The sequence below is a fragment of the Vibrio kanaloae genome, assembly GCF_024347535.1.
Classification (GTDB): Bacteria; Pseudomonadota; Gammaproteobacteria; order Enterobacterales; family Vibrionaceae; genus Vibrio; species Vibrio kanaloae.
Genome location: NZ_AP025498.1, coordinates 78603 through 101721, shown reverse-complemented (window position 1 = coordinate 101721; position 23119 = coordinate 78603). Strand labels below are relative to the sequence as shown.

Below are 23119 nucleotides of genomic sequence, written 5' to 3'. Positions count from 1 at the left end.
TGTAGGGATTTAAAAGCAAACGATTACGCAAAGGCTAAAAAAAATGTTAAGTATTTTTCAAAGCTGTGGGGGACGTAATAGTCAGCAGGGTTTCGTTATATATATTATGGTGTCTATCCTACTCAAAATAATTTTAAACATTAAATAAAAAATGCAAATTGATATCCAAAGTCGTGATGTATTCTATGTTTCTGATGGAACGGCCATAACATGTGAGACTTTAGGGCATGTTGTTCTAGGTCAATTCCCGTTCGAAGCTAACGAAAAAACCTTCCCGTTTGTTGAAAGTGAAGACAAACTTTCTGATTTATTAAAAGAGATTGAAATTTCGTATCGTGAGACTGGTAACCAGCCTCTGGTCTTTTTTTCGATTGTGATTCCGCAAATTAAGCAGCAGCTTTTGGAGGCACCAGCGCACTGCTATGACGTGCTAGAGAGTATTGTGCAGAAAGTGCAAGACGATACCCAGATGGCCCCGGTGCCTAAGTTGCAGCGTTCACGTAGTGTTAATAAAGATTCAGTGAAGTACTTCGACCGTATTGCTGCGATTGAATACACGCTGGCTCATGATGATGGCATTACGCTTAAAGGGCTCGAAGAGGCGGATATCATCCTATTGGGTGTGTCTCGAAGCGGTAAGACACCGACAAGCTTGTATATGGCAATGCAGTTTGGTTTGCGTGTCGCAAACTACCCATTCATCCACGACGATTTAGCGCGCTTGAAGCTGTTGCCTGAATTTGAGATCTACCGACACAAGCTGTTTGGTTTAACCATCGATGCAGAAAGGCTGACGGAGATTCGTGAGAGCCGTTTAGCGGGCAGTGAATACGCGAGTGACTCGCAATGCTTGTATGAATTGCAAACGGTAGAGTCGATGTTTCGCCGAGAAGCGATACCTTACATCAATACGTCTTCACTATCGGTTGAAGAGATTTCGACACGAATTTTGGAGCGTACTGGTTTGAGAAGACGTTTGTTGTAGTGAAGAGAGTTGAGGAACAAAAGAAAGTTGAGGAGTAGCATAAAATCGAAGCTAGCGATGATAGGTCGAGGCGCTTCGATTTTCCGTTTAGGTTAGCTGTTGATGACTTATCGAACTAACAAATTATCGAAGAAGCTTAATGCTGAGCGTTTTGCTCTGTTTTTCGAGCCAATGCTCAAGTGCTGGTGGCCATGTGATGCTTGACTCAACACAGAAGCCACGTAGCATCGAGAAATAGAGTGCTTGATCAATGATAGGCAGTGATGACTCGCCATTTTCTAAGTCCAGTAAAAGCTCAGCATCTTTTAGCAATGGGTTGATTTGTTGGATGTATTGCGGTGTGTTTTCTAAGAGTTCTTCAAAGTTAAAACCTTCTGTCTCTTTACTTGCACGCCAAGCTTGTTTGCTTCCCACAGAGCGATATTCAGCCAAATCGAGATTCCACCAACGTGGGCGTCCGATTTGCTGAGTGAGAGGGAACGAACGGTTTTGAAAGAGTGTAGCCTGCTCTGACGGTTCACGTTGTTCGTTGCTTGATTTCAAATCCATGAAGTAAGCGATGATGTCTAAGCTTTCAGCCATGATAGAGCCATCGTCTTTCTGTAATACTGGTACCATCTTTTTACCAATAAGGTCGATAAGGGTTTGGGCGTCATCATAATCGACAGAAATAAGTTCGATATTCAAGCTTAGAGATTGGGCAATGTAGGCAACTCTTGCGCAGAAAGGGCAGTGGTCGTAGATGTAAAGCTTCATAGCTTCCCTCAGTTCATGGTTATTATCAGTATAAGATGTTGCTAATATACCAGAAGCTTTTGCTAAAAATAAGCTTTCTCTAATGACCAATATCAACTGAAAATAGGCAAGTTGTAAGTTAAGTGATTTATTTTAATGGTTTTTTGTTGGTGGTATTAGCCACTGGTAAGGGCATTTATTGTGATGGGGAAGCCAACGGAGAGAGCTGGGGGAGAATAGCTGATATAAAAAAGGCTCTGGCTGATCGTCCTAACAAAGAGGAGTAGCCAAAGCCTTAATTCTGTTATCTTTAGCAGAGTGGCTGCTAAATGAGCGGAGTAATCAAACTATGCTTTTTTAAGGTCTTGCATTGGGTAAGTCAGCGGCATTGCGCCTTCTACCGTTGTAACGTGAACGTAGAAACCGCCAGCACTTAGGCCCGTTACTACCATTTCACCAAGATCAACCCCTTTTGTTGCCATAACGCGATCATCAACTGAAAACATTTTACACACCTTCAACAAACTAAATAAATACGATGGATATCGAACGCGAATTTAAACAGATCGAACCTAAATCAACTAATCCGGTTCTTTGTCGTAAAGATTAAATTTGGTTATGCATAAATTAGTATGTCTTCAAAATCAGTATTTTAACGTGCTGGGTAGCTCTATTTGTCAGCAGGGTAAACGACACCAACTTGCTGACGCATCTCTGTAATTAACTGAGCAACGGTTAAAGCGCGTTGTTCTGCTTGAGATTCTGTAGTTTGATCGCCACCAATGCAGTCTGCAAAGGCTTGTGCTTCGTAACTCATCGAGTTTTCGCTCTGTACTTGGGTGAGGTTCTCAATACTGCCATCACGGTAGTGGATCTTAACATCGGTACATTCGGCGATATGATCAATGATGATTGCTCCAAGCTCTCCTTGGATCTCACTTGGCGCATAGGAGTCGCTCACTTTGGAGTGCGCAAGGGTTACGTCAAATTCTGGGTATTGGAAGATCGCACAGCCATGCGCATCAACGCCTGAATCAAGTAGCTTTGCAGAAGCCTGCGCATTTTCAGGTTTGCCAAATAGCGCGACTGTCGCGGCAACACAGTAAAAGCCAATATCGACCAATGAGCCGTTAGAAAAAGCTGGGTTGAAGGTATTTGGGTTCTCGCCGTTTAGGTATTTTTGGTAGCGCGATGAATACTGGCAGTAGTTGATGTGTGCTTTATGTACCTTGCCAATCTTTTCTAACCCAAGTTGAATTTGCTTAAAGTTCGGTAGGAATTGAGATTTATACGCCTCAAACAGCACCACACCGTTTTTCTCAGCGACTTCGAACATGCGTGTTGCTTCTTCGATATTCGATGCGACCGGCTTTTCACAGATAACATGCTTTCCATGTTCCATCATGAAGATAGATTGCTCGCAATGCAGTGAGTTAGGGGAAGCTATGTACACGGCTTCAACAGTGTTGTCATTGGCCAATGCGTCGAGTGAGTCATACGTCGTTTCAACGTCAAATTCTTGGGCGAACTGTGCCGCGCTGTCTAGGTTTCGAGAGTAAACCGCAGCAAGTTGCATCGATTGAGATTCGTGAGCAGCTTGAACAAACTTTTGTGTAATCCAATTGGTTCCAATTACAGCAAACTTAATCATATAGGTATCCAGTCGTTAGTCGTCGTTATTATATTGATTCTGCAGAGATAGTAGCACTCAACGGCTGGCAATGTGCCTGAGATTTACGGAACAATTTCCCTAAACATAGTGCCTAATATTAATAATCAGCCTTCACAGAACGTCTGAGTTGACCAGTGTAACGGTGCACAACTAAGCCATTTTTGCTAAGGTGTTATTGAATTCAAACAAGGTGATGATATGCAAATCCGGACGGCCAAGGTAACTGATATTAACGCGATCTTAGCGCTCTCTGAGCAAATAAACCGTCAACATCATCTTGGTGCACCTATGGTATTTGCGCCAGCGTCACAAGGTTTGGCCGACAGTGAAGAGTATTGGTTAGGTTTGATGCTTGACCCACTTGGCGCTTTCTTGGTTGCAGTCGATGACAAGCAAGTCGTCGGCTTTTTAGCGGGTAAGGTAACGCAGAACAAAGGCGTCAGTTTTATTCAGCCGCACAAGGTGGCAAGGGTGAATACGATTGTGGTGAACGATCAGGTTCAGAGCCAAGGTGCTGGCCGAGCGTTAATGAAGTCGTTTAATCAATGGGCGCAAGCGAGAGGGGCAATAGAACTTAGGTTGGAGGTAATGGAGTTTAACCAACAAGCTCAGGGTTTCTATGAGTCGTTAGGAATGGAAACTCAGTCACGAACCATGTCCATGCGTTTTGAGGAGATCTAAAGGTGCGTCTGCTTCTGCCTTTATCACAGTGTTTAGTGTTTATAGCTTCGAACGCGAATGCTGAGCAGGTCGTGGTCGAGAAAATAGTCTCTGACGCGACCGCTATCGAAACCATCGTATTCGAGTCTGCACCGGCTCATTCTCAACGTGTCTCAACGTCTTCATCTAACTCAACCTCTTCCATCAGTTCAAACTCCGAGCATGTGATTATTGTCGATGATGTTCTTAACAGTAGCCCTGATGAAAAGGTAGCTCAGCTGTCTCAAGGGTCATCGAAGCGCCCGCCTGAAAGCTCCTCACGACAGTTTTACAACGTACCGGATAGCGCTCCTGAGATAGATTCGCTGTCGCAAGTGGTCACGTTAGTCAAAGTCGATAAATCGAAACGCAGGATGTATCTGCTAAAAGGTGAAGAGGTGATTCAGGAGTTTCGTATTGCGCTAGGCAAACAACCGAAAGGGCATAAGCGCTTTGAAGGGGACAACCGAACGCCAGAAGGGCAATACCAGCTCGATTATGTGATGGAAGAGTCGGATTTTTATCGATCAGTACATATTAATTATCCGCAACCTTCGGATATGCAATGGGCAGAGCAAAATGACGTGGACCCTGGAGGTAACATCAAAATCCACGGCATCAAAAATGGAGAGCGTCGTTCACCGAGTTTTATTCAAAGCTTTGATTGGACGGATGGTTGTATTGCATTAACCAATCAAGATATGGATGAGTTCATCCAACTCGTAAAAATGGGCACCCCTATCCATATTGAATGGTAGTTGATAGCTGCCCATACTCGCTTTTGTTTGTTATCGAATTTTGAGATTTCTAACGGTTAATTTTTAACTCTCCGTTCTATTTTCCAGTGCTCGTATTATCAATTAATAGAGCTGAATTCATTAGGAAAATCAGTAAATACCGCGTCCACGTTTGAGAGAAATTTGAAGCTAGACGGATCGTTTACGGTGTAGCACCAGATTTGAACGTATGCTTCGTTGAGTGTATCGAGATCGCTCTGATCAACGTGCTTATAATTCATGTGACAGCTGAACGCTTTGACCTCATCAATCAGCATCAAGTCAGCTTGAGTCAGTTGCTCTGTGATCACTCCAACTCGGTATCTCGGTAAGTGACGAGCTATCTCCGTTATAACTTGGTGGCTGAAGCTAGATAGCAAGACCTTATCGGTGTCTAGGTTTGAGCGAATTAACTCATCGTGCAATAGATCAACTACATGAGGCGCCTGGTGTCGGCTGTCGACTTTAATTTCTAGATTGACGCTAAGACTATGTTGCTCAACAAGTGCGAGTAACTCTTCCAATGTCAGTATTTTTTCTCCCGCGAACTGTTCAGATTTCCAACTGCCAAAATCGAGTTGACGCAGTTCTGCAAGGGTGTGTTCATCAACACGACCTTTGCCATCGCTACAGCGATCCAGAGTGTGATCATGGCAAACCACAAGTTGATCATCCTGTGTTGGCTGGATATCTACTTCAATCCATTTCAAACCGAGCTTAGCAGCTTGCTCAATGCTTGCTTTGGTATTTTCTGGGTGAGTACCTGCTACCCCACGATGACCTACGATGATAGACGACATAATTAATCCTTCTTAAAGACACACCGCAAAAACGCATTAAATATCAGTGTACTCGATTACGCTAGAGCCGTCGTTAAGCTTGTCGCATCTTCGTGTGGCTCTTGTGATGTGAAGTTATTCGGGTGAATGCGTTTGCCATGACTGTCAAAAATGTGCAGGTTGGATTTATCAATACTCAACCCGAGCGGTACCGCTTGGCATAGGATCATTTCGGGTGTTACTGCAATAAATGGTTGTTCGTTGACAAGGCCATGAACCAATTGATTTGGCCCTAAAGGCTCAACCACGCTGATGCGTAATTCAAGCGGCAGCGTGTTCATGACTAAGTCTGCGCAAACTTCAGAGTGCTCTGGGCGAATACCAAGCGTGATGGCTGTATTTTTTACGTGGGCGTACTCGGGTAAATACATCTGTTGATCGCCGACTTCAAGATAACCGTCGTCGATTGTGGCTGATAAAAAGTTCATCGCAGGGCTACCAATGAAGCTTGCCACAAAGGCACTAGCAGGCTGGTGGTAGACTTCTCTTGGCGTACCGACTTGTTCAATCTGACCTTTGTTGAGAACCACTATTCTATCTGCCAAAGTCATTGCTTCAACTTGGTCATGAGTCACGTAAACACTGGTGACACCGAGTTCGCGCTGTAGCTTTTTAATTTCTAACCTCATGTGTGCACGCAGCGATGCATCTAGGTTGGACAGAGGCTCATCAAATAAGAACAGTTGTGGGTCGCGGACGATCGCTCGTCCCATTGCAACACGTTGGCGTTGACCTCCGGATAGCTTGGCGGGTTTACGGTTTAGGTATTCTTCGATTTTCAGCGTTTTGGCGACTTTCTCTATTTTATCTTCAATAAGGTGCTGACTGACACCTCGGTTCTTTAAGCCATAAGCGAGGTTCTTATACACCGTCATGTGTGGGTAGAGCGCATAGTTCTGAAAGACCATTGCGATATCACGTTGAGCTGGCTTTTCGTTATCAACACGGCGACCACCCAAGTGAATTTCACCACCAGAGATGCTTTCCAGGCCAGCAATAGAACGTAGGATAGAAGATTTTCCACAACCAGAAGGGCCAACCAATACAAGGAACTCACCTTTATCGATATCAAGCGACACATCTTTGACAGCGCGGTGACCATTTTCGTAGGTCTTTACCAAATTCTTAAGACCTAACATGACTGGTTGATTGTGCTTATGTCCTTTGCCCGCTTGATTATGAATTGACATCGAAGTGCCCTCCGTTTTTTGGTGAGATGTCTTGTACTCATCGAGTGATTGAATGCGATTGTCTTTGATTAGAATCTTTTTGTTATTATTTTTCACTTTCTACTAGCCCTTTTACAAACCAACGTTGAAATACAACTACCACTAAAACAGGTGGCAACATGGCTAAAATTACCATGGCGAATACATAGTCGTAGCGCGGTAAACTGGTTTCATTGATGTTATTGAGTACTTGTTTAATACCCATCACGATGGTGTTGTAACCTTCATCGGTAGTCATCATGATCGGCCACAAGTACTGGTTCCAACCCACCACAAACATGATGATGAAGATCGCGGCGATCATGGTTTTAGACAGCGGCAGTAAGATATCGACAAAGAACCGAAATGGGCCTGCGTTATCTAACTGAGCGGCTTCGAGCAGTTCGTCGGGGATGGTTTTGAAGAACTGCCTGAAAAAGAATGTTGCAGTGGCAGAGGCTATCAAAGGCAGAATCAAACCGGTATAGCTATTGAGCAGCCCAAGCCCAGCGACAACCTCATAAGATGGGATAATACGAACCTCTAGTGGCAGTAGCAGGGTTACGAAGATCAACCAAAACCAAGCTGTCGCGTAAGGAAGCCGGAAGTAGACTAAAGCAAATGCCGCCATCATTGAAATGATGATCTTACCAATCGCAAAACCTAGCCCCATGATCATCGAGTTGGCGATCATTTTGCTGGCGGTGACTTGACCACTAAAGCCCATACTTTTGTTCCAGGCTTCGCTATAGATAGCTGTAAAGTTATCGCCTGGTAGCCACTGTAAGCCATCGCTGACAATGGTGTTTGGGTTATGGGTTGAACTGGCGAATATCAGCCAGATTGGGACCAACATAAACAGCATTCCAGCAATTAAAATTAGGTGGTCAGTGATCTTATTACTTTTCATGAATAACTCCTGTCGCGTTAAAACTTAGCCGTAATGGGCTAGTAATGAACACGTTTTTCAACAACGCGAAACTGGATAAATGTGAGAATGAGTACCAGTAACAACAGCACCACAGATTGCGCAGAACTTCCGCCTAAATCAGCTCCAACAAAACCATCTCGATACACTTTGTATACTAGTGATGTTGTGGCACCGCCTGGGCCGCCATTGGTCATGGTGTCGATCACGCCAAAGGTTTCAAAGAAGGAGTAGGTAAGGTTGATGACCAACAGAAAGAAACCTGTAGGGGCCAGTAATGGGAAGGTAATGCTCCAGAAACGTTTCGAGTCGCTGACACAATCTAGCATTGCTGCTTCTTTTACCGCGTAAGAGATAGACTGAAGGCCTGCTAGAAAATAGATGAAATTTACTGAGACTTGTTTCCATACTGAAACCAAAACCAGAGCAAACGTGGCATCCACAGGATCGGTCTGGAAGCTGAAGTCCCAACCCACCACGGCAAATATTTCAGTGAACACGCCAATGTGTGGGTTAAACAAGAAAGCACCAATTACGCCTGCGATTGCAGGAGCAACCGCATAAACCCAAGTGAGCGTGACTTTGTAAGCGCCTTGTCCGTGAATGATGTTGTCGGCTTTCACGGCGAGCAGCAGCGCTAAGGCAAGCGATAAGAAAGAGACCACAATCGCGAACATTAAGGTGAAACCAATTGAGCTCAGATACTCACTCGATTCGAATAGCATTTGGTAGTTTTCGAACCACACGAAGATGGAGGAAGTGCCCCAAGGATCTTCCAACATAAATGAAAGGTAAACCGCCTTTGCAGCCGGGTAGATAAAGAAAACCGCAATGATGAGTATCTGAGGTGCTAAAAATAAGTAAGGCAGCGGAGAGTGAAAGAATTGCTGACGTCGTTCCACAGGGTAATCCCCAAAAATTAGTGACTGTTATCACTGTTAGTTACGGTGAGCACTAGCGCTATAGCAAAGGAATGCATCCAGTTGAGTTGTAGTTTTTGGAGCAAGAAATGGCGCTAGTGAAGAATCTCCTCACACCTTGCTATTACGTTTTTAATGACGCAGTGACAAGTGGTGAGGAGCAATGAACAGCTTTGGTTCGCTAAGCTTTTAGCTCAGTTATCTGCTTTGGTTAAAAAGCAGAATTAGTTCATCGTACGAGCGAAGCGTTTCAGTAACTTGCTGCTTTCATCTTCTACTTTGTCTAAGCTATTCTTGACGCTAGAGCGGTCGGCGAAGATGTTATCGAACTCGCGATGCATCACTTCACGAATCTGAGGGTAGTAACCTAAGCGATAGCCCTTAGTCCATTCACCCGACTTGAGGCTTAGCTGCTTAACACCTACTTCGGCGTCAGGTTGCTCGTTGTAGTAACCTGACTCTTTCGCCAAGTCATAAGCGGCTGTTGTGACAGGTACATAGCCAGTTGTTTTGTGCCAGTAAACTTGAGTTTCAGGCTTAGTGAGATAGTCAAAGAACGCCGCGACACCTTTGTCTTGTTGCGGTTTGTGACCATTGAGAGCAAACAGAGCAGCACCACCAATGAAGGTTAAGCCAGCATCCGGGTTGACCGATTTCCAGTATGGGAGATAAGTGGTGCCGAGTTCGAAAGGTACACGGTTACGCAAGCCGCCGAATGAGCCTGAAGAGCCCATCCACATTGCCACTTCTTGGCGCTCGAAAGGGGTTTGGTTCGCATCCCAATCGCTACCGTAATATTTGTAGTAACCTAGATCTGACCACTCTTTCATCTTGCTAACGTGCATCATCATGTCTTTGGTGTTGAACATGATTTTAGTCGATAAGCCGTCATAGCCGTTGTTCTGGTCTGATACTGGTAGGTTATGGCGTGACTTAAAGTTTTCGAACATGATCCATGGTGTTAGAGATTGAGAAAAGGCAATATGACCTTCTGCTTTCAGTTTCTTAGCCACCACTTCTAGTTCTTCATATGTTTTGGGTGCATTGACACCGACTTCGGAAAGAAGATCTTTGTTGTAGTAAAGAACCGGGGTCGAGCTATTGAAAGGCATCCCGACCATTTTGCCTTCGTTATCAGCGTAGAAGTTACGAACCCCCGCTAGGTAATCGTTCGAATCAAAGCTGTAGCCAGACTCAACCATAATATCTTGTACTGGTTTCGCGACGCCTTTAGCGTTCATGATGGTTGCTGCACCCGCATCGAAAACTTGTAGAATATTTGGTGCTTCACCTGCTCGATATGCTGCAATGCCCGCTGTTAAGGTCTCAGTGTATGACCCCTTGTAGATTGGCGTGATCTCGTAATCGTCTTGTGATGCGTTAAAGTCTGTCGCAATTTTATTGACGGTTTCTCCAAGTTGGCCGCCCATTGCGTGCCACCAAGTGACTTGAGTCGTTGCGAAAGCTGGCATTGCTGCTGTTGCCGAAAGAATGCCTGCTAAAATTAGCTTATTCATCTTAGTTTCCTTTTGGATGAAATTCGTATGAGATTTTGATCAAGAGTGTTAACGAGACGGTAGGGGTATCGTTTGAAGTTATCTTGAACAGGGCATATTTCACTTACGTGGCTAAATCGTTTCAGTGGTATGAAAGATTCATTTCGATTTTATTTAAGAGGGGAGGTTAATGATGGTTTGGATAGTGACTTTGTTCGTTCCTCTATAAAGGTTCGCTCATTACTGAAAGCCTCTTGATGAACAGGCTTTCAGTAAGATAGAGAGGCAAAATTTTAGTGCGCGATGTCGAGCTGGTTGTCTTTAACGCCGTTAATACGAAACCAACCTGCGATACTGAATCGCTCGGTATTTGTCGTTAGAACCTCGTGTGGAAACTGTTCGGATAAGAACACTAACAAACGACCGGATTTTGGTGGAATGGTTGTGACGTGATTGTTCTCTAGGTCGTAAATGATTAACTCACCTGCGTCTTCTTCTGTCCACTCATCATTCATATAGAACACAGTGGTCAGGCGGCGGTTTTCATTGCCCTTGAAACAGTCTAAGTGCTTCTGGTAGAAGTCGCCTTTTTCGTATTTAGCAAAGTGCGCTTCGTACTCGAACAGACCCAAAAAGAACGCTTGGTTTGCTGCTAAACGAATTCGTTCCATTTTGTCTAGGAACAGAGAGGCTGGCTCTCCTGTATCGCGGTTTACCCATTGAATTTTGTCACTACGAATAGTCGATTCTTGCGTTACGTCATCGTTACGGCCAATCTTAGCCTTTTTCCAGGCTTCTGGAATGCAATCCTTCAATGCCACCACTTCTTCGTGAGTTAAGAAGTCATCCCAAACAAAATAGCCATGGGTAGAAAGAGCATCGATTAGTTGATTCATGTATAGCACTCTGACAATAAATTAGAGGCGCATATATAGTCCTAATAACTCAGGTCAACAAATCACGTATTTTGTCGTCACGATTTATATCTTTATTTTACCAGCGGATATAGAAAGGAAAAATATTGGAGAAGTGAGTAGTGAGCCTATTTATCGGCTCACTACTGTTTGATTATCGCCCCGTTGATCCTGTGGCGAGGGCTTTGATCTTTACAACTTCGAATGGTCGGGTCCCTGTATCTGTACCGTTATTTAAAGCCGCAGTTCGATCAAGTTGATTGACCGTTATATAAATATAACCATCAGGGCCAAATGACATGCCATCAGGCCAAGTTTGGTTGTCTGATAGCGTGGCAATAATTCGGTATCCTTGTGGGGTGGACACACCGATTGCATTGTTTTCTATATCAGTAACATAAACGTTCTGAGCGCTGTCTACCGTAATGCCATCTGAATAAGATTTATCAGCGTATTTTTCTATATTGCTTGCGACTGTCTGTCCGTTGTTGTCAAAGTGATTCGCTTTTACTCGATAAACGGTGCGACCATTGACGGCCCCGAAATAAACCCATTCGTAAGATGGATCAATGGTGATTGGGTTTAAAGCAAAACCGGTTTTACTGTCGGCTTTCATCGACGGGTGATTTTCAGCCACACGTACAGCTTCCCCTGTCTTGAGATCTACGGTTACAAAGGCTGGAATTGCTTCACTTTTCAGGTCATTTTGAGTCATATCGGCGATTATTATACGCTGCCTTTTTTGGTCTAGCGCAAAGTCTTGGAGGAAGCTTGTCGGTTTCAAAACGGAAGCCGGTATTTTTATCGTTTTGACCAACGTCTCTTTATGAGTATCCCAACCAGTTATGGTATGGGTTGCTAGATCTAGGATCCACGCGACTCCGTTATCATCCGTACGAATGGCAATGACGGCTTTAAATAGAGAATCATCACCTTGTGCATACTTCATCGTCGGATATGGCGTTTGATTTCCAGCCACGCTTAACTCGATGACTTTGGTTGTTGGGTTGTCAAGCGGATGAACACTTAATAACAAACGTCCATCCGGTGTGACGGAAGGGTTGCCCGGACGTTCAGTCATTGTAGCAACAACGGTAGCTTGTTCTGGAGTAAGTTCAGTTTCTGCATACGCATAAGTGGATAGAATAGCGCTCGCGAGAACGGTATTGATTACTGTTTTCTTCATTGTTTTCCCCTTAGTAATTGATGTAAATGTTACTGGAAGGTTGTCAATTTTCAACAGTGCTATATTTGTTATACTTTCAAATATTATTTGATAATAGATTGAAACGTATTGTTATAGATAGCTAATAACGGCGATGTTACTAAAATATAAATGCTCTTAAGTGTTAAGAATCAACTGCATGTAAAGGGTGTTATTACACATACCTATTGATGAGGTATTCGGCTAAGGTTTTTATTATCAGTAGGCAATGATTCAAAAAATTACATTTCAGTCATATTTACTATATTCTGATAAGTACAATTGTTTCAAAATTGTTAAATTTAACCCGTCGGCAGGGACAGCGAATAGGAATACAATTTGCAGCTTCATACAATCAAAGGTTATATCCAAGACATGTATCTCGTAGAGTACCCAGACAGGCTGCTGTTACTTGATGGCGCGTGCCGAGCGGATATTCCCCATCTTAAAGCTTTCATTGAAGATGAGCTTGGTCGTGAATTTAACGACCTGCATACAGTGGTCGTGACACACATGCATCCAGATCACGCGGGTGCAGCACATAAGCTTAGAAAGCTGACCAACTGTAATTTGGTGGCAGCGAACCGAGATAGGGATTGGTATCAAGGAGTCGATGGTATATTGATGCACCTAACCGATCTTGCCCTTGCAAGGTGGATGGCAAATAGGCTTGGTAAGCCTAGAGCAAACCTTTGGTATTCAAGGAAGCTCAAACCTGACTACAAACTCTCGGACGGTGATACGATTCCTGGCTTTGATGATTGGCTTGTATTGGAAACGCCAGGGCATACCGACAGAGACCTGTCCGTTTATTGTCCTTCGCATAGCGTCGCTTATGTGGCTGATTTAATGGTGGAGGTTAAAAAGAAATTGATTCCGCCGTTTCCCATCTTTCATCCGAATCAATATCGAGAGTCGGTATCTCGCATTTATGACATGCAGGTTGATACTTTGCTGGTGGCGCATGGAGGGCAGGTGGATTTTAGTCAGACAGCTTTTGAACATTTGCTAATGAGTGCTCCAAGAAAACCTGTGACTCATTGGCGTGTAACGAAAATTAAAATGAAGAATTTACTGTTATCAATTTGGCGATTTGGTTTTCAGTATCATGGTAAGTCTTAGAAATAAGTGGAAAACCGCAACACCGAAAGTACTGACTGTAGAAAGGTAGGACATAAATAGGTAAACAAAAATGCCCGTTACGAGACGGGCCTTATTTTGTTATAACCTGTGATTAGGTTACGGTGATTTGGATTAGCGAGTCAGTAGGAATTCACCTGCTGGATCTACAATCACTTTGTCGCTCATTCCTTGACGACCAAGAAGCATCATGTAGGTCATGTCTTGACGGTTGCTCAGCGTGATATCGATAAGCCACTGTTGATCACCTATTTTAAGCATAGTTTCAATGACACAGCGAGTTTCTACTTCACCGTTTGATGACTTGATTCGCTTACTTGCTTTTAATTTAGTTTTGCAGCGAACTATTTCTTCAAGGTGATAGATGTCTGGGTGTAAATCAAATTCAACGTAGCTTTCACCGTCAGTTTCACTGCAGATCAGGTTATCCACATGTAGCGAAGAGGTTTTAGCCCCTGTATCTACACGCGTATGTAATCCAGTTATCCCTAACTCCGGTAAGCAAATTGCTTCAGTATTCCCTATGATCATTTTCTGATTCATGTTTTTTCCAATCATTGGTTTACGGCTCATTTAGTTATTATCGCGGTTAAAGCGATTTTTTAATAGTTTACCTTTCAATTAGCCTTTGCCGCGAGTGCGGTTTGCATTGGGCTTAGCATTTTTTTCGACAAAGTCGAAAATCATGTCAGCAACATCTTTTCCAGTCGCTTTCTCAATACCTTCTAAACCTGGGGAGGAGTTAACTTCCATTACTACAGGGCCATTTTTAGATTGTAGAATATCGACACCACATAGGTTTAATCCCATGATTTTAGCTGCATTAATTGCTGTAGCACGCTCTTCTTTGGTGAGTTTTACCAGTTGAGCCGTACCACCACGGTGCAGGTTAGAGCGGAATTCCCCCTTACCAGCTTGACGTTTCATTGCTGCAATTACTTTGTTACCAACAACAAAACAACGGATGTCTGCGCCGTTTGCTTCTTCTATGAACTCTTGAACCAAGATGTTCGCTTTTAAGCCCATGAATGCTTCGATGACGCTTTCAGCTGCTTTGTTTGTTTCGGCTAGAACCACGCCGATACCTTGAGTTCCTTCAAGAAGCTTGATAACAAGTGGCGCGCCACCTACGTTTTTGATCAAGTCTTGAATCTTGTCTGGGCGACTCGCGAACCCTGTTTTTGGTAAGCCAATGCCTTTACGAGACAGCAGTTGCAGTGAGCGTAGTTTGTCGCGAGAACGGCTAATAGCGACTGACTCATTGATACAAAAAGTGCCCATCATTTCGAATTGGCGCACAACAGCAGTGCCGTAAAAGGTAATGGAAGCGCCAATACGTGGAATAACAGCATCATATTGAGGTAGCTCTTCACCCATGTAGCGAATCTTCGGATTGTTACTCGCGATATCTATATCACAGTGCAGCGTGTCGATAACATCAACATGGTGACCACGAGCTTCTCCTGCCGCTTTTAAGCGAGAAGTAGAGTATAGGTTTTCATTGCGAGAAAGAATTGCGATACGCATGGCGTTTCCTTAGTTAATACCTGATTGGTAACTGCAAATAAATGAGTTGTTCTCTGAGCTTTCAGTTTTTCTGAGGCTCCTTGCTTGCTTTGGAGCGAACCTTAAGGCTTTTCGTTTAACTAAGAAAATGAATTAAATTTGTCGAGTCGACAACGTAAGTTTATCGAACGAATGAGTTACTGGTACGGCGGGGTTGAAAAGGTATTTGGAAGGAAAAAGCGAGTTGAGACCTAACTCATGTTGGGGGGTGGAGCATATTAAGTGGTACTCAACTCGCGTAAACTCGGTGCTAAATGTGTACTAATAACGCCAGTTACATAGCTCTATAAGTGTTCTCAGTGCTTCTCTCTCGAGCTTGCTAGACGTATTTTTTAGCTTATTAAGATAGTATTTTCTCATGGGGATTACTTCTCTTGTATTAGGCTTTGGCGGTAATGCGGGGTTCCTTGCTGACTCATTAAGTATGGTTATTTAATAGGAACTAATAAACAGATAGACTTTTAACAATCTGTTCCTGTTTTGTTCCTTTATCACTACTTTTGGTCTGATGTGTTTTATAATGGGCTTAATCAGGAAGGGTTGTTTATAAAAAGGTTCATTATTTGTCTGATCTAAACATGATGCGCTACTACACAAGGTTGAATTCGTTCGAGCCTAATATCTCACATTCGTTGACTTTAACTGAGGTTGCAGACAAATTGTTTACTAGTTTGCGCCATGCTCGAACCTTGCTAGGTAAAATGCATCACGCTGAATGGGTGGTGTGGGAGCCAAAAGTCGGCAGGAATCAACGATCTAACCTGACCTTGTGTTTTAGCAATCAAGAGTTGACTCAACATGTTGCCAGTAAACTGATAGAGCAAGGCAAATACGAAAAAGCACTTTCTATTTTGGAAAATGACCGTGCAATATTTGGGTCTCTACTCCAAAAAACATCTGGTGCAACGATGCGCGAAGGGCTACTGCATGTTCAATTGACTTACAAACGTAAGTTTGAGGCTTTGTTCCCACATCATATTCATCGCAGTAGTGAACGATTTTTGATCAGGCAAGTATTTAGCTGCCTCGTCACTTGTAATGGTAAAGGCGAGTTAAAGCCTGAGTTGGCTCATCATTGGGTGTATGATTCTGAAAAATTAACTTGGACCTTTTATTTACGCCCTGGCCTTAGCTTTCACGATGGACACCCAGTCGATGCGAAGCAACTTGTGTCTTTGTTTTCTGCCCTACAAACCTTACCTTTTTATCAGACAGAGTTAGCTCATGTGGCTTCTGTATACAGCGATCAACCATTGAGAATCAGCTTTCAGTTAACTAAAGCAGACACTGGGTTTGCAGGTTTGCTTGCTGGCGTTAAGTATTCGATTCAACCAGCAGCTCAAGTCGCCCGTAAACCGACGCCATTAGGATCTATGTCTCATGCCGTGATTGGAACTGGCCCTTTCAAAGTGGTGGAAAGTAATAACGAGCGTCTAAAACTAGCTGCATTCGAACATTACTATGGCTGCCGATCGTTAACCGATGAGGTCACCATTTGGCAATTTGAAGAATCGATGACGGGGAGCGCTCGCTTTGATGATAGCCAAATGCAGGTTTCGCCTTATCAAGACTCGTCCTGTTTTCATCAATTGGGGAGAAGCGATACGGAACTGGTGTCTGCAGAGAGTGACGGCCTTCGTAGCCGAGTCGAGGACGGGTGTTTATTTATCCTATTTAATCAGAATTCAGCAGTTAAGCCACTCAATAATGAGCAGCGTAAGTACCTCTCAGGGATCGCCAACCCACAAGCTATTTTGTCTCAATTAGAACAGAATCAAGGGTTGTTTAGTGTCTCTTTGGCTCAAAATATACTGCCAAGTTGGCAAAGGTTATATCGAACGCCTTCAAAGGAAGCTCAACTTCCTCAAAAGATGACTATCGCGGTTTACGACTACTATGCGTTATACCGATGTGCTATTTGCGTATCAGACATCCTAAAACGATATGGCGTGGATGTTGAGGTGAATACCTACAGTTTTAGAGAATTGGCTCAGCTGTCCCAGAGTGGCGAGCTAAAGGAGGATTTGGTGTTGTGTAATCTGAACTTAGATGACAACACACCTTCTTCATTGTTCTCGTGGTTGATGAATGATCCCGTGTTGCATTCCGCACTAGGGGGGACGAACAGCGACTGGCTGAAACAGCGTTTGGATCATCACAAAGCCTCCGTTGAACTGCCTGACTACTTAGTAGAGTTGGAACCTATCGCGTCCACGTTGATTTCTGATTATTGGTTGGTGCCAATGTTTCATCACTTGCAAACTGTGCGTTTCCAAGGGATTTTGAAAAATGTCGCTATCACTAACTGGGGGTGGCCAGAATTCAAAAACGTATGGTCAGCCGATTAGTGACAGGTACTGATGGCAACATTTGAATTGAGAACTGAACTCGATAAGTGGTGGCTTTAGAACGTGAGTATTTAAAAATTAGCGTTTGAATACTTACTATTGTTTCGTTGTCTAGCGCTCTAGGCTATCTTACAACATTCGATACTGGCGAATACTAATGATGCTTAAGCGTAAGCGTTAAAGTTCACTGCATGATCTGTTTTTTGAGGCTGTCTACGGATCAGTCACCGCTTTTTATTATGTGATGTTCAATAATGTGCTTATTACTTTACATTAAATTAGACATTTAGACGTCTAGACGTTGACAAGATCTAAGTGTGACATTAGTCTGCTCCTCTTCTTGTTTTATTGCGTTGATGTTCCATGTCCAATTCAAAAAATTCTAATGCTGTAATTGCACCTTCTGCAGTTGCGCTTATCCCTCTGATTGTGTTCCTAGCGCTGTTTATTGGCGTAGGTACGTACTTGTCACTGCAAGGCGTCGATTTTGCTTTCTATCAGCTTCCAGCTCCGATTGCGGCTTTGCCTGCTGTGATGCTGGCGTTGTTGTTAAGCAAGGATAAATTGAACCGTGCTATCGAACAATTCTTAGGTGGAGTAGGTCACAAAGACATTATCGCAATGTGCATGATCTACCTATTGGCGGGGGCTTTTGCGGCCGTGGCTAAAGCCTCTGGTGGCGTCGATGCGACGGTAAACCTTGGTCTATCGGCTATTCCTACGAGCATGATTCTGCCTGGTATCTTCCTGATTTCAGCTTTCATCGCGACAGCAATGGGTACTTCAATGGGGACCATTGCTGCCGTTGCACCAGTGGCGTTAGGCATTGCAGATTCAGCAGGCATGAGCATTCCACTGACTGCCGGCGTTGTTTTGAGTGGCGCTATGTTTGGTGACAACCTGTCTATCATCTCTGATACCACAATTGCCGCGACACGTTCACAAGGTTGTGAGATGAGAGATAAGTTTAAAGAGAATATCCGTATTGCACTGCCTGCTGCTCTTATCGCGATTGTTATCTTTGCTTTCAATAGCACGGCAACTCAGGTTCCTGAAACAGGTCCAATCGAGTGGCTGAAAGTGTTGCCTTACATCACTATCTTAATTCTTGCGGTATCGGGCATGAATGTTTTTGTCGTGCTAACGATTGGTATCTTACTGGCGGGTGGCGTGAGCCTAGGTTCTGTTGAGAACTACGGTATGACGGATTACGCTCAAGATATCTATGCAGGCTTCGGCAATATGCAGGAGATCTTCTTACTGTCGATGCTGATTGGTGGTTTGAGTGAGCTAATGCGTCGCCAAGGTGGGTTGGCGTTCCTGACTAACTTAGTCAGTGGTGTGATTCGTGCGTTTGGTTCTTCACACTCTAAGCAAGCGAATGGCCGTGCAAGTGAGTTAGGTATTGCTGGTTTGGTATCTATGGTGAATCTATGTACTGCAAACAACACGGTAGCGATCATTGTTTCTGGTAGCGTCGCCCGCCAATTGGCAGAGGAGAACAATGTATCTCCGCGTCGCTCTGCAAGCTTATTGGATATCTTCTCCTGTGTGATTCAAGGTGTGTTGCCTTATGGTGCACAAGTGCTGTTGCTCGGTTCGGTGTTTAACTTATCGCCTTTAGATATTATCACGCACTCATACTACTGTTTTGCACTTGCAATCGTGGCTGTGGTTACTGTGTTTATTAAACACTCGGCTCGCCAAGTTGCTCAAGCATAGTCATTATTGATTTCGTTAAAAGGCTCCACAAGAGCCTTTTTGTCGATATATTATGTTTGTTGCCTGTCCGTACTGAAATCTTAATGAGAACTAATTGCAATAATACTTTACTTTATTTATGGTAGCGGGCTGATGTAGTTACGGATAGCCGGATAAAATGAACGACCCTATTTTCTTTGAACATCTTTTTGAACACGCCAAACAGGTGACTCCCTATTTAGATGGTCAAATCACTCCTCTGTCTGACGCTAACCTCGCTGATAAGCTTATCCATAAAGAGATACCTAGCTCAGATACTCTGCACGAGCTTTATGAAAACCTTAAGAATGAACACCCAGAAGCAGGGGCTGCATACTGGTTGACTCGAACCTGGACACTGCTTTGCTGGCAGCCTATTTACGTTGCATTTATCTCTATTTACTCTTGCCGCGGTTTACCTGAATTATCCTCAATGGCTCAGCAGGTACACCCTAATTTTATTGGTGGCTATCAATTCCCTTCAACCGCTTATGTCACGGGTTCAGAGGATGAGTTGGTTACACGTGCAGGCCAAGAGCTAGTGTCATTATTTGATTATTTTCGTGAGGAAATGAGTGAGTGGACGCGGATTCGCCCTGGGTTCACCAATCATCTGTTTGCTGATGGGATTCTTGGGTGTTTGGTGAAACTGAGTCAGTACGCTCCTGAACTGCCTGAGGCGTACTTACTTGAACAGGCTCGTTTGTGGCTAAATGCCTGTGCTTTGCCAGAAAAACTTATCCATTCGATTCGTTATCATGAACATGAGAAAAAGCTTGTTTTGGTTCGAACCAGCTGCTGCTTAGTTTATAAATGCCAAGGGCGTAAATTGTGTCGCGATTGTCCAAGGCATCCGGACAATAAACGCTAAGGTGATTCTACCGCCTCAGTGTTACGGTACCTCGATACAGAGTAAGCGATAATGAGTATCGTGGCCGAAAACAATATGCACAAATAGATCGGATAAGTGGGTGAAAGGGTTGCCATGAAGGCAAGTAATGATGCCACTCCATAGCCTATCGTGTGTGCCATTGAGAGGTAACCTGCAACCGCACCGGGAGCTTCATTTTGTTGTTCTGTTGCGGCAGAGGTATAAGCCGGAACCAATAAAGCGGCCCCGCTCGCGACTACTGCCATTGCAATCCAAAGTACCCAAATATTCGTCACGAGAAATAGAGTAAACCCCATCACCATAGCAAACGCGCCAAGTTGATACATGATACGTGGTGTGAGTTTTTTCTTTTTGATTACCAATAGCTGAGTACCGAACGTGCACGCAGCACTGATGGTCAGCAATGCTCCTATGCCGTCACTGATCTGGCTGGTGGACCAATCGGTTATTGAAGAAAGTAAAGGCGAGAAGCTATATTGCAGTAAAGCAATGGCAGCACACAAGAATAATCCACTCATTAGGTATGGATATAGCCTTGGATTGGGTAACCAGGGCTGTGGGCTTTTGTTGTTGGTTTCCTGTTGAGGTTGGTTTGGAATCGGGAGATTTAGAGCTCCCATCAGAGCGATACAAGGAAGCGTAACCATGATCATCAGTGGGGCAAAAGGGGATAACTTTAATGCCAATATTGAGATAAGTGGTCCGACTAAGCGGCCTGCGCTTAACCCTATGCTGACTGATGTGATGGCTTGAAGTCGATTTTCCTTGCCGCATAAGATAATAGCCCAATGTTGGCTTGCCGGCACCATTCCTGAAACAGTGCAGCCGTAGATAATGCGAGCCACTAGTAGCCCAGTGAAATAGAACGGTATGTAAGAATCCTTACCTTTACTCAAAATCGCAAATAAAGCCAGAAATGAGAAGCTAATTGCCATGCCAATCAGAGCCTGAATAACTACTTTTTTAGGCCCGTGTTTATCACTGTACCTCCCCCAGAAAGGAGCGGATGGCAAAAATAGAAAGCTACCAGTGGCTATCAAAATAGACCATGTTGACAGCCCAAATGCGGATTGTTCTACCAAGAAGGGTAGCGAGACCAACAATCCATTTTGCCCAATGCCCATGAGAGCTGCGGCCAAACCTATAGTGGCTAATTGAACGCGTTTGCTATTTGTTCCTGACATATCTTGAGGTACTTGTGGCGATGGTGAGGACGACAATGAATAGTATTGTTAATGATAAAACTGTTCATTGTGATAATAATTATCATTGTTATTTTGTTGTGATAAGATTAACGGCTTGTAGCTAATAACACAACTGCGTATTTAATTATGTACCGACTTGTCGATGCGTCGTTTGAAATCGACGGCAACCCTATTCTTTCCGCCACGAGCTTAACTTTTGAACCCGGTCAAATCACTACGCTGCTAGGGCACAATGGCTGTGGTAAGTCGACGCTGATGAAATTGTTGAGCCGCCAAAATGTTCCTACTCAAGGACAAGTTCTCTTGAGAGGTACACCAGTCTCTCGGTTCAATCATCTTGAATTTGCTCATCAAGTGGCTTACTTGCCTCAACATCCACCAATTACTGACGGCGTCACTGTTCGAGAATTAGTTTGTTTTGGCCGTTACCCGTGGAAAGGCGCCTTTGGTCGCTACAGCAAAAAAGACTATGCGATTGTGGATGATGCTATTGATAGAGTTGGATTAAATGCCTTCCGAGATCGATTTGTGGCGACTTTATCTGGTGGTGAAAGACAACGCGCTTGGATAGCGATGCTATTGGCTCAACAAAGCCAATGTATTTTGCTCGATGAGCCGACGTCTGCACTAGATATTGCCCACCAACATGAGTTGCTATCTCTTATCCGCGATCTCAACCGTACTATTGGCCTGACGGTTATCATGGTTTTACACGACGTCAACATGGCGGCTAAATTCAGTGACCACCTGATAGCGCTTTCTTCCGGTAAGGTTATAGCCTCTGGGGTTCCTCAAGAATTTATGACCCGCGAGACGTTAATGCAGATCTATGGAATTGATCTCGCCTTATTCCAGCACCCAGAAACGGGTCAACAAATCAGTTATATCCCTTAATTAAAATCAATAGGATTCAGTTGTGAAACAGTTTGTGATGATGTTTTCTATGTTTCTAGCGTTTGCGACTAACGCTATGGACCTTAAACATGAAATGGGTGTTGCCTCTTTTGATTCCGTCCCTGAAAAAGTGGTCGCTTTAGATTGGGCATTAACAGAGACCGTCTTGAGTTTGGGGGTTGAGCTTGAAGGCGTGGCGGATATTGATGGTTATAAGCAGTGGGTCGTGGAGCCAGTTCTGAACTCAAATGCCACCAACGTAGGTTCTCGGCGTGAGCCTAATTTAGAGCTGCTTACTACGTTAAAGCCCGATGTCATCTTGATCAGTAAACACATGGCGGCAGCTTACGAGCGGCTCAATCAAATTGCTCCTGTCGTGGTTTTCAGCGTTTATAGCGAAGATAAACAACCTCTTGAGTCGGCGGAATCCGTGACGGTGTCTTTAGGTAAGTTGTTCGGCAAAGAGCGACAAGCAAAGGATGTGATTCAACAGACTAAACGCGTATTGACAGAGAACGGAGCGAAAGTACGAGCCGCGAACAAGGGAAGTAAGCCTTTTATTTTTGCTCGATTTATTAACGACAAAACCCTGCGGGTTCATGGACAGGGTTCGCTTGCACAATCAACGCTTGATGCTATGGGGTTGCGTAATGACTGGCAAGCGCAAACGAATCTTTGGGGGTTCTCTACGGTAGGAACTGAGAAGTTAGCAGAGCACCAGCATACCAATGTCATGTTGCTTGGACCTCTTAAGAAACAAGAATTAATACAGCTCTCTCGCTCACCCCTTTGGCAAGTCATGGAGTTCACTCGCACCGACTCTGTTCATGAACTCCCTGCGATTTGGACGTTCGGCGGGCTTATTGCTGCGCAACGTTTTAGTTTCCATATTAGCGATAGCATGAATAAACAATGACAAATACCGCCATTAAGCTTCCTAATCGGTCTGTGGAGCGCG

The 23119-nt window shown here is 44.0% G+C and carries 22 protein-coding genes; 9 read left to right on the top strand and 13 right to left on the bottom strand.

The window, feature by feature from the left end; genetic code table 11:
- The first annotated feature begins 151 nt into the window (after positions 1-151).
- On the top strand, positions 152-985 hold the full coding sequence (gene ppsR / locus OCV24_RS14780) for a posphoenolpyruvate synthetase regulatory kinase/phosphorylase PpsR (RefSeq protein ID WP_017058758.1): 834 nt from the start codon (positions 152-154) through the stop codon (positions 983-985).
- 123 nt (positions 986-1108) lie between these two features.
- Here the strand turns inward: ppsR and grxB are convergent, their stop codons facing one another.
- From grxB to OCV24_RS14765, 3 genes are all read right to left on the bottom strand, one after another.
- Positions 1109-1741 (bottom strand): glutaredoxin 2, encoded by a 633-nt coding sequence (grxB, locus tag OCV24_RS14775; protein WP_017058757.1) that lies wholly within the window; start codon positions 1739-1741, stop codon positions 1109-1111.
- 326 nt (positions 1742-2067) lie between these two features.
- Positions 2068-2226 (bottom strand): hypothetical protein, encoded by a 159-nt coding sequence (locus OCV24_RS14770; RefSeq protein ID WP_017058755.1) that lies wholly within the window; start codon positions 2224-2226, stop codon positions 2068-2070.
- A 164-nt stretch (positions 2227-2390) separates the two neighbouring features.
- Positions 2391-3371: a Gfo/Idh/MocA family protein gene (locus OCV24_RS14765; RefSeq protein WP_150878844.1), complete on the bottom strand. Its 981-nt coding sequence runs from the start codon at positions 3369-3371 to the stop codon at positions 2391-2393.
- A 219-nt stretch (positions 3372-3590) separates the two neighbouring features.
- Between OCV24_RS14765 and OCV24_RS14760 the strand changes: the two genes are divergently transcribed.
- Both OCV24_RS14760 and OCV24_RS14755 read left to right on the top strand, forming a co-directional pair.
- Positions 3591-4073, top strand: a complete 483-nt coding sequence (locus OCV24_RS14760; RefSeq protein ID WP_065584882.1) for a GNAT family N-acetyltransferase — start codon at positions 3591-3593, stop codon at positions 4071-4073.
- A 2-nt stretch (positions 4074-4075) separates the two neighbouring features.
- Entirely contained in the window at positions 4076-4849 is a 774-nt protein-coding gene (locus OCV24_RS14755) for a L,D-transpeptidase family protein (protein ID WP_150878846.1), read from the top strand.
- 98 nt (positions 4850-4947) lie between these two features.
- Here the strand turns inward: OCV24_RS14755 and OCV24_RS14750 are convergent, their stop codons facing one another.
- From OCV24_RS14750 to OCV24_RS14720, 7 genes are all read right to left on the bottom strand, one after another.
- A complete protein-coding gene (locus tag OCV24_RS14750; protein ID WP_017058751.1) occupies positions 4948-5667 on the bottom strand; it encodes a glycerophosphodiester phosphodiesterase family protein in 720 nt (239 codons plus the stop codon).
- A gap of 56 nt (positions 5668-5723) precedes the next feature.
- The gene (gene ugpC / locus OCV24_RS14745) at positions 5724-6992 is read right to left on the bottom strand and encodes a sn-glycerol-3-phosphate ABC transporter ATP-binding protein UgpC (RefSeq protein ID WP_150878848.1); all 1269 of its coding nucleotides are present in this window, start codon (positions 6990-6992) and stop codon (positions 5724-5726) included.
- Positions 6982-7824 (bottom strand): sn-glycerol-3-phosphate ABC transporter permease UgpE, encoded by an 843-nt coding sequence (ugpE, locus tag OCV24_RS14740; RefSeq protein ID WP_017058749.1) that lies wholly within the window; start codon positions 7822-7824, stop codon positions 6982-6984. Before ugpE ends, ugpC begins: the two co-directional genes overlap by 11 nt.
- A gap of 38 nt (positions 7825-7862) precedes the next feature.
- Positions 7863-8744 (bottom strand): ABC transporter permease subunit, encoded by an 882-nt coding sequence (locus tag OCV24_RS14735; RefSeq protein ID WP_017058748.1) that lies wholly within the window; start codon positions 8742-8744, stop codon positions 7863-7865.
- A gap of 242 nt (positions 8745-8986) precedes the next feature.
- Positions 8987-10279, bottom strand: a complete 1293-nt coding sequence (locus OCV24_RS14730; RefSeq protein WP_150878850.1) for an extracellular solute-binding protein — start codon at positions 10277-10279, stop codon at positions 8987-8989.
- A gap of 272 nt (positions 10280-10551) precedes the next feature.
- Positions 10552-11154: a 2OG-Fe(II) oxygenase gene (locus OCV24_RS14725; RefSeq protein WP_150878852.1), complete on the bottom strand. Its 603-nt coding sequence runs from the start codon at positions 11152-11154 to the stop codon at positions 10552-10554.
- Between the two features lie 172 nt (positions 11155-11326).
- Complete coding sequence (locus OCV24_RS14720) at positions 11327-12358, bottom strand: L-dopachrome tautomerase-related protein (RefSeq protein WP_017058745.1); 1032 nt, start codon at positions 12356-12358, stop codon at positions 11327-11329.
- 357 nt (positions 12359-12715) lie between these two features.
- Between OCV24_RS14720 and OCV24_RS14715 the strand changes: the two genes are divergently transcribed.
- The gene (locus OCV24_RS14715) at positions 12716-13498 is read left to right on the top strand and encodes an MBL fold metallo-hydrolase (protein ID WP_017058744.1); all 783 of its coding nucleotides are present in this window, start codon (positions 12716-12718) and stop codon (positions 13496-13498) included.
- A 132-nt stretch (positions 13499-13630) separates the two neighbouring features.
- Here the strand turns inward: OCV24_RS14715 and OCV24_RS14710 are convergent, their stop codons facing one another.
- Both OCV24_RS14710 and rimK read right to left on the bottom strand, forming a co-directional pair.
- Positions 13631-14059 (bottom strand): ATP-dependent zinc protease family protein, encoded by a 429-nt coding sequence (locus tag OCV24_RS14710; protein WP_017058743.1) that lies wholly within the window; start codon positions 14057-14059, stop codon positions 13631-13633.
- Positions 14060-14137: 78 nt separating this feature from the next.
- Positions 14138-15043 carry a 30S ribosomal protein S6--L-glutamate ligase gene (gene rimK, locus OCV24_RS14705; protein WP_017058742.1) on the bottom strand — a complete coding sequence of 302 codons (906 nt, stop codon included), beginning with the start codon at positions 15041-15043 and terminating at the stop codon, positions 14138-14140.
- A gap of 602 nt (positions 15044-15645) precedes the next feature.
- On the opposite strand from rimK, the gene OCV24_RS14700 reads away from it, so the two are divergent.
- The 3 genes from OCV24_RS14700 (at position 15646) to OCV24_RS14690 (ending at position 20041) form a co-directional block, all read left to right on the top strand.
- Positions 15646-17430, top strand: a complete 1785-nt coding sequence (locus OCV24_RS14700) for an SgrR family transcriptional regulator (protein WP_150878855.1) — start codon at positions 15646-15648, stop codon at positions 17428-17430.
- Between the two features lie 363 nt (positions 17431-17793).
- Positions 17794-19152 (top strand): Na+/H+ antiporter NhaC family protein, encoded by a 1359-nt coding sequence (locus OCV24_RS14695; RefSeq protein ID WP_046225034.1) that lies wholly within the window; start codon positions 17794-17796, stop codon positions 19150-19152.
- Positions 19153-19309: 157 nt separating this feature from the next.
- Entirely contained in the window at positions 19310-20041 is a 732-nt protein-coding gene (locus OCV24_RS14690) for a siderophore ferric iron reductase (protein ID WP_137026759.1), read from the top strand.
- Here OCV24_RS14690 and OCV24_RS14685 read toward each other — a convergent pair.
- A complete protein-coding gene (locus OCV24_RS14685; protein WP_017058738.1) occupies positions 20038-21246 on the bottom strand; it encodes an MFS transporter in 1209 nt (402 codons plus the stop codon). The two genes, OCV24_RS14690 and OCV24_RS14685, sit on opposite strands and share 4 nt — an antisense overlap.
- 147 nt (positions 21247-21393) lie before the next feature.
- Between OCV24_RS14685 and OCV24_RS14680 the strand changes: the two genes are divergently transcribed.
- Together OCV24_RS14680 and OCV24_RS14675 are read left to right on the top strand one after the other, a co-directional pair.
- Entirely contained in the window at positions 21394-22161 is a 768-nt protein-coding gene (locus tag OCV24_RS14680) for an ABC transporter ATP-binding protein (protein WP_017058737.1), read from the top strand.
- A 22-nt stretch (positions 22162-22183) separates the two neighbouring features.
- Complete coding sequence (locus tag OCV24_RS14675; RefSeq protein WP_017058736.1) at positions 22184-23077, top strand: iron-siderophore ABC transporter substrate-binding protein; 894 nt, start codon at positions 22184-22186, stop codon at positions 23075-23077.
- The last annotated feature ends 42 nt before the right edge of the window (positions 23078-23119 follow it).

Coding starts and splice junctions, on each gene's coding strand:
- OCV24_RS14695 (WP_046225034.1), top strand. CDS start 17,794: ATGTCCAATTCAAAAAATTCTAATGCTGTAATTGCACCTTCTGCAGTT.
- ugpE (WP_017058749.1), bottom strand. CDS start 7,824: ATGAAAAGTAATAAGATCACTGACCACCTAATTTTAATTGCTGGAATG.
- OCV24_RS14685 (WP_017058738.1), bottom strand. CDS start 21,246: ATGTCAGGAACAAATAGCAAACGCGTTCAATTAGCCACTATAGGTTTG.
- OCV24_RS14720 (WP_017058745.1), bottom strand. CDS start 12,358: ATGAAGAAAACAGTAATCAATACCGTTCTCGCGAGCGCTATTCTATCC.
- rimK (WP_017058742.1), bottom strand. CDS start 15,043: ATGCGTATCGCAATTCTTTCTCGCAATGAAAACCTATACTCTACTTCT.
- OCV24_RS14680 (WP_017058737.1), top strand. CDS start 21,394: ATGTACCGACTTGTCGATGCGTCGTTTGAAATCGACGGCAACCCTATT.
- OCV24_RS14725 (WP_150878852.1), bottom strand. CDS start 11,154: ATGAATCAACTAATCGATGCTCTTTCTACCCATGGCTATTTTGTTTGG.
- grxB (WP_017058757.1), bottom strand. CDS start 1,741: ATGAAGCTTTACATCTACGACCACTGCCCTTTCTGCGCAAGAGTTGCC.
- OCV24_RS14710 (WP_017058743.1), bottom strand. CDS start 14,059: ATGAATCAGAAAATGATCATAGGGAATACTGAAGCAATTTGCTTACCG.
- OCV24_RS14690 (WP_137026759.1), top strand. CDS start 19,310: ATGAACGACCCTATTTTCTTTGAACATCTTTTTGAACACGCCAAACAG.
- ppsR (WP_017058758.1), top strand. CDS start 152: ATGCAAATTGATATCCAAAGTCGTGATGTATTCTATGTTTCTGATGGA.
- OCV24_RS14765 (WP_150878844.1), bottom strand. CDS start 3,371: ATGATTAAGTTTGCTGTAATTGGAACCAATTGGATTACACAAAAGTTT.
- OCV24_RS14750 (WP_017058751.1), bottom strand. CDS start 5,667: ATGTCGTCTATCATCGTAGGTCATCGTGGGGTAGCAGGTACTCACCCA.
- OCV24_RS14770 (WP_017058755.1), bottom strand. CDS start 2,226: ATGTTTTCAGTTGATGATCGCGTTATGGCAACAAAAGGGGTTGATCTT.
- OCV24_RS14760 (WP_065584882.1), top strand. CDS start 3,591: ATGCAAATCCGGACGGCCAAGGTAACTGATATTAACGCGATCTTAGCG.
- OCV24_RS14730 (WP_150878850.1), bottom strand. CDS start 10,279: ATGAATAAGCTAATTTTAGCAGGCATTCTTTCGGCAACAGCAGCAATG.